Genomic DNA, 6193 nt, shown 5'->3' on the forward strand with positions numbered 1-6193 from the left:
AACCGGCTCCAACGCTGCGCAAGATGAAAGCTTCGCGTTTCCGCCGGTTGCTCACACCGCGCCATTTGGCGTATTCAAAGCCGCCGAGGCTCTAACCGCCGCTGGATGAAAGTTCAGTGGCAGGTCACAGCAGATCGCTTTGTGGTTCACGCAGCCGCTAATGCCATATAAAAGGCTCTTCGGTTCACTCCATCAACTCTTCGCTAAGATCTTGTCGCGACGGGGGAGGTACACTCCGCGGCCCTGGAGTTCATTTCGAAGGGCCTCTGGTGAAAGCGCGATCAAATTTGGCTGTTGGCGGAGCCACGCCGCATTCAATTTTACGAGGCTTTCTCGGTCGTTAAGATCAAAGAATTGACGATCAATCAAACTCAGTTTCCTAAGTACTGGGTCTTTGGAACTGGGTTGGGGTGTATTGATGAACTGTTGCAGTTCCTTTGGATCGATGGCGGCAACAATGGCCGCCCCGTCGTCGAATAGCTCTAGGTGTCGGAACGCCTTGAGGTCGACAAGCCCCTTTCTTACCATTGCGACCGTTTGGCTATCCCACTCAGATTCTCCCACAAACTGTGCAAAGCCCCCGTCCACCATTTCGCCATAAAAGAAATCGACGTAACGGCTCTCCAATGCAGCTCGATTAATCTCGTTTTCTGGGACTTTCGAATCTCGGAGACTATCCACAACAGAGAAATTGGATTCCACGATCCCCTGATCGTCGCCACTTGCGAGCGCCTCCGCAGAAACGATCGGTGAGGCTCTGAATGCGGTCGTTTGATCCGGAATATGTGAGGCAGATGCAGGCGACGCCGCCTCCTTCTGGGCTCGCAATATTGCAGCGGTCTCGACTTCGTAAAGTTGAGAATGTCCTACATCGTAAATCCAGAGAACGCCGCTGAACACCAGAACTGGACAGATTATCGTACTCGGACGTAACGGGACCATGCTCCACCATTTCGTATATCGTTTCGGTCAGCCTTGGATAATCGCTCATGCCGATTAACGGGCGATCAACAGACCATCGCGCCTGTCCTTCTGGAAGCGATGTTTCGCTGCAGATGAGCGCGACCCGGAGCAAATGAAGTAAGCCTCGGGGATCGATGACCGGATAGGTCGATCCTTGTCACGAGCCGGCGCAAACGTCCTTTGCATTCGATCGTGATCGCTATGCGGACGAAGTCGAGTGCTGTTTGTGACGTCCGCCGACAGAGGGTTTCACTGCCCCGGCCACTCATTTTGCCCCACTTACCGATGCGGGCGGCAGATGTGGGTACGTGGAGCAGAATGGGTGGCGCTCTGCATTTGATTGGGAATGGGACCAACAGAGCCAGCGGTACGCAGCGGCGTAGGTCGAACGACGAGCGTTTTCCAAAACAACAATTATCGTCATGCTTTATCGGGATTCAGCTCGGGAAAAAGTTTCTCAAGCGGGACAATGATACCCATCATGGCCTGCCCCATGATTTCAGCGAGAGCTCCCCTTAGCTCCCTCGAAAGCTCGGTGTTCTCAATCGATGTGACTTCTTCGGCGAGCCTATTGAGGGTGGGATCCAGTGAAACCACGAGGTCTATAATTCGCTTCGCGTGGGCTTTGTCTATGATCATTTTGCATTTCCCATGTCCTGGTCATCACGTGCAGCCTATTGTACTTCGTCTCCAACAAAATAGAGGCTGATTGCGGATATCAGTTTGATCTGCGGTCGTTTGCCACTCAATCTGCCCCACTTACAACGTTCAGGGTACGTGGGGCACATTCGGTGTCGATTTCAGTTACCGACTGCAATTGCAGCACTTAGCTGAAAATCGGACACGTCCCGGGGTGCCAAGGCTGGCCAGGAGGCCGCCGACAAATTCAGGCGTGGTGCGCCGTTTGGTGTTCGGCGGCGATCCTAAAACGCTTCTTTATCCTGTCGACGGGGGTTCCATCCAAAAGCGGAATCTGGACCAGCCTGTCGTAGGTCTCAAAGCCCATCTTCGCGTAATAGGCAAGTCCGCTGACATTGTCGGCTCGAATGGTCGCGTTGATAAATTCGAACCCAAGCGCGTCTGCTGCTACTCGGGTTGAGGGAAAGAGGGTGCTGCCGATACCGCGTATTTTCGAATTCACGCGGGCGAAGGTCGCGATGTCCGCATATCCTTTCGGGGGATCGCCATAGAGACTCAGGGATTGAAAGCCGACAAGCGACCGATCGTGCTCGGCAACATGGCAAACAAGAGCAAATTCGCCATCGATAAACCAATCCGCGAACTCTGCAGGCGACAGTGGCGTCTCAAGTGCAGTTGTTCCGCCGGCTCGGATGATCTCGTTCAGGAGACCAGAAAGCTCTTCCGCGTCGGCGGAGACGGCCTTGCGAATATGCATGTTGTAGCGACCTCGTTCTAGACTAACAGCGTACCTGGCTGAATTGGCGCACAAGTTGCCATTTCGTCCGCTGCGCCTTCAATACGGAAGAAGATCGGCAACCCTCTGAGATCATCGATCACACTGCTTTCTAAGCGTCCACTGAAATCCTTAGCTGAAAGCCGGACCCACGACGACCTCTAAACCCAACCGACCCATGACATTTTGACGTTTGCAATCCGGAAGTGAAACCGACAGTTTTGGTCGATTTCAGCCCCAGATTTCATTGCAGCGCTTAGCTGAATATTACATCGGTTGCTGCCTACAAAAGCTGGCCTGCAAGGCCAGCGACATCGATATACCAAATCGCCGCCGGAGACGCCCAGGGCAGACAGGGGCTGGTGCATCGGCAATCCTTGGTCGATAATTTGATTCGATAGCCGGCGACATCTCAGTGCTTCCGAAGACATCTTCCACACCATTCAATACGATCTCGATGCTAATATGCCGGCGGGTAGAAAGTGCAGTTCTAAAAGGGTTTCCTTATCATGACGGGTATCATTGTCGCCGACAGGACATCGAAAACCTTTCGTCAGCGCCGCCGTTATCCGGGCCTGATCGGTTCGTTCAAGGGATTGGTCTCTCCCGAATATACCGAGGTCAAGGCTGTCGATGAGATCTCGTTTACGATCGGAGCTGGTGAGGCCGTGGGTTATCTCGGGCCGAACGGCGCCGGGAAATCGACGATGATCAAGATGATGACCGGTATTTTGGTGCCCTCCAGTGGCGGAGTTTCTGTCCTCGGACGCGTGCCTCACAAGGAGCGGATGGCCAACGCCCGGGAAATCGGCGTTGTGTTCGGTCAGCGCAGCCAGCTTTGGTGGGATCTGCCGGTGCGGGATAGTTTCGAACTCAGCCGCCATATCTACGACATTGCGCAAAGCCGTTTTGACGAGAACCTGGGCATGCTTTGCGACATGCTGGGCATATCGCCGTTTCTGGACAGGCCTGTCCGCCAACTCAGTCTTGGCCAGAGGATGCGCGCCGAAATAGCGATGGCGCTGTTGCACGATCCGAAGATCCTGTTTCTCGACGAGCCCACCATCGGCCTGGACGTCATGGCCAAGGATGTGGTGCGCAAGTTCCTGTCACAGATCAACAAGGAACGCGGCGTCACCATCATCCTCACCACCCACGACCTGCAGGACATCGAGCAGATCTGCCCACGGCTGATTATGGTGGACGACGGCAAGCTTCTGTTTGACGGCGAGCTGACCAAATTGCGCACGGCCTTCGGCGCGCGACGGCGATTGACGCTGGAATTCAAATCCGACCCGGGCGATGTTGTTTTGAGTTGTGCAACGCCGGTCGGCGGCGAGGGCATGACGCGGCACTTCCTGCTCGACGATGACAAGACATCGCTGGTCGAAGTGCTCACGGAATTGGGCAACGGCTACGACCTGCACGATGTTTCTCTCGACGCGCCCGATATCGAAGAGGTGATCCGTACCTATTACCAAAATCGTCTGGCGGTGGAGGCAGCGTGAGCAGACTGTATCTCGCTTTCACCGCAACCGCGTTTCAGACACGCTTGGCTTATCGCGGCGAAGTATGGGCAAGCCTATTCGGCAGGCTTGTCGAAGTGCTGGCAAGGATTGCAATCTGGTCGGCGGTGTTCACGGGCAAGCCGAGTGTGGATGGTGTCAGTCTTTCCGACATGATCACCTATTCGCTGATTGCTGGCACGGTACTCGGCGCGTGGGAGCCGGGCTATCTGATCAACGAGGTCGGCAAGGCTGTCAAAACCGGCGATGTTGCCGTTCACCTGCTGAAACCCTTTCACTATCCGCTTTATCTCTTTGCCGTTCAGCTCGGCAATCTCGGCTTTTCGCTGATTGCGTTGGTTTTGCCAGTCATCGCGGTCATTGGCATGATTTACGGCATCCAGCCGCCAGCGAGTGTTGCTCATGCCATGTTGTTTTTAGCATTCTGGCTTTTGTCGTTCTCCGTTTTCTTTCTGCTGGCGACGACCATCGGCCTGTTGTCGTTCTGGATCATGGATGCGAGCTCGCTCGAGTGGTTTCTACAGGGCATCATGTCTTTCCTGTCAGGCAGCATCGTGCCACTCTGGTTCTTTCCATCGGCACTGGCGTCCATTGCGCGGTTTCTTCCCTTTGCCTGGATTTCCTATTACCCGGCGGCCGTCTATCTCGGAAAACTCGATCTTTTTGATGCGGGACTGATGCTGGTGGTCGGCATGGGGTGGGCTCTGGTGCTGGCTGGTGCCGTGGGCTTGTTGTGGTCGCGAGCTCGGCATCGCATTGTCGTGCAAGGGGGGTGAGCATGGGCCATTCGCTGTCTACTCTATGGTTCATTGCCGGGCTGCACATCCGAACGCGCCTGGAGTATCGCGCTTCGCTGCTCCTTGGATGGATCTCCCAGGCATTCGGCTACGCCAGCGCCTATGCGGCGATCTGGCTGATCCTTGCTCGGTTTGAAGTCTTGGGTGGATGGCGCTGGCCAGAAATGGCGCTGCTGCTCGGCTTCCATATTCTTTCCTATTCCCTAGGCGCTTCGCTGAGCTTTGTTCAGATGCGTGACATGGAGGGTCTGGTGCAGCGCGGCGAGTTCGACGCTTTGCTCGTCAAGCCGATTAGCCCATGGGCCTATCTGGTGTTCTCCGGCCTTAACATCGGCTATGGCGGCCATATTCTTCTCGGTTTGGGCATGAGCGTTTGGGCTTTGACGCAGGTGCATCCGGCATGGACGGCCTGGACTATCCCATTTGCGCTTGCGGCATTGATAGGCGCGGCGATGCTCGTTTGCTCGGTCATGACGATGATCGGCGCCACGGCGCTGATCTGGGGGCGGTCAAATTACCTTTATTCGATCTTCTTCGGTTTCTGGCAGTTGGCACGCTACCCGCTCAATATCTTTTCGGGCGCCATCCAGGTCATAATGCTGACAGTGATGCCCCTGGCATTCATAAGTTACGTGCCGGTTGCTTCGATTTTGGGGAAGGATATTCCGATACTCGGAGAATGGGGACCGGCGTTGACGCTGATTGCTGGACCATTGTCTGCGGGCGTGGCGATGCTGCACTGGCGATATTGCGTCGGTCATTACCAGAGCGGCGGTGGGTAAGGCATAGCGGGTCGCAGTTATATGATTAGGTTGCTACCTGATTTGTCGCAAAAGCGCTGTGAGACGTGATTCAGCGGCGACCCGATCCACCGCGGTGCAGACCGACCCTGATCCCTTGGGAGAGCCTATCCAGCCAGCTTGCTTTCGCTATACACCGCACAATCAGCCACTTCTCCTCAGCGATCGTTCAAGGCCTGCAATCGCTTTTGCAGTTTTAAGCTGCCAGTGTGAAATCCTTACCTGAAACTGGCGCCAAAAATATCCGCTAAAACTAAGCGGCGCATGATATTTTGACGTTTGAAATTGGTAACTGAAAGCGACACTGCTGGTGCTCTCCTACGATAAATGATCACAATGATTTGGACGGGCTTAACACGGGGATGAAGACCGCTGATGGATCAGTTCGATATTGAGAAGCGCGAGGAGGGCGGTTCAAAAGCATGACGGTACGTCGCCCCTCTTCCATAAAAATCGAACGCGCCAAATGGATTGCATCGCGCATAAATCAGTCTGTTCCGGAAAGTGCGTTGGGCGACGACAAAGAGTTGTCGGCCTGGGTCAAGATCCACGATCCTGCTTCGGATTGTGAACGGTCGTCGAGAAGTGCGGGTATTCGGTGCCGAGCCGGCGGGAGTGACTTCGCAGTAGACGTTGGATGGGATTGGCTGGCCCCTGACTTGCCTGCGCGCAGGCAAGTCAGGGGCCAGCGCG

General features: G+C 55.1%; 6 protein-coding genes. 3 read left to right on the plus strand and 3 right to left on the minus strand.

What is annotated here, in order from left to right:
• Positions 1-192: 192 nt before the first annotated feature.
• The 3 genes from EFD55_RS32650 to EFD55_RS32660 all read right to left on the minus strand — a co-directional run bounded on the left by EFD55_RS32650 (position 193) and on the right by EFD55_RS32660 (position 2359).
• Positions 193-900 (minus strand): DMP19 family protein, encoded by a 708-nt coding sequence (locus EFD55_RS32650; RefSeq protein WP_125851210.1) that lies wholly within the window; start codon positions 898-900, stop codon positions 193-195.
• Between the two features lie 483 nt (positions 901-1383).
• Complete coding sequence (locus EFD55_RS32655; protein WP_125851212.1) at positions 1384-1602, minus strand: hypothetical protein; 219 nt, start codon at positions 1600-1602, stop codon at positions 1384-1386.
• Between the two features lie 247 nt (positions 1603-1849).
• On the minus strand, positions 1850-2359 hold the full coding sequence (locus tag EFD55_RS32660; protein ID WP_125851214.1) for a GNAT family N-acetyltransferase: 510 nt from the start codon (positions 2357-2359) through the stop codon (positions 1850-1852).
• 527 nt (positions 2360-2886) lie between these two features.
• On the opposite strand from EFD55_RS32660, the gene EFD55_RS32665 reads away from it, so the two are divergent.
• From EFD55_RS32665 to EFD55_RS32675, 3 genes are read left to right on the plus strand one after another with little or no spacing between them, the layout of a single operon-like run.
• On the plus strand, positions 2887-3885 hold the full coding sequence (locus EFD55_RS32665) for an ABC transporter ATP-binding protein (protein WP_125851216.1): 999 nt from the start codon (positions 2887-2889) through the stop codon (positions 3883-3885).
• Entirely contained in the window at positions 3882-4679 is a 798-nt protein-coding gene (locus EFD55_RS32670; RefSeq protein ID WP_245438694.1) for an ABC transporter permease, read from the plus strand. Before EFD55_RS32665 ends, EFD55_RS32670 begins: the two co-directional genes overlap by 4 nt.
• 2 nt (positions 4680-4681) lie before the next feature.
• Positions 4682-5482, plus strand: a complete 801-nt coding sequence (locus EFD55_RS32675; RefSeq protein WP_125851218.1) for an ABC transporter permease — start codon at positions 4682-4684, stop codon at positions 5480-5482.
• The last annotated feature ends 711 nt before the right edge of the window (positions 5483-6193 follow it).

This window comes from Rhizobium pisi, from assembly GCF_003938655.1.
Classification (GTDB): Bacteria; Pseudomonadota; Alphaproteobacteria; order Rhizobiales; family Rhizobiaceae; genus Rhizobium; species Rhizobium pisi.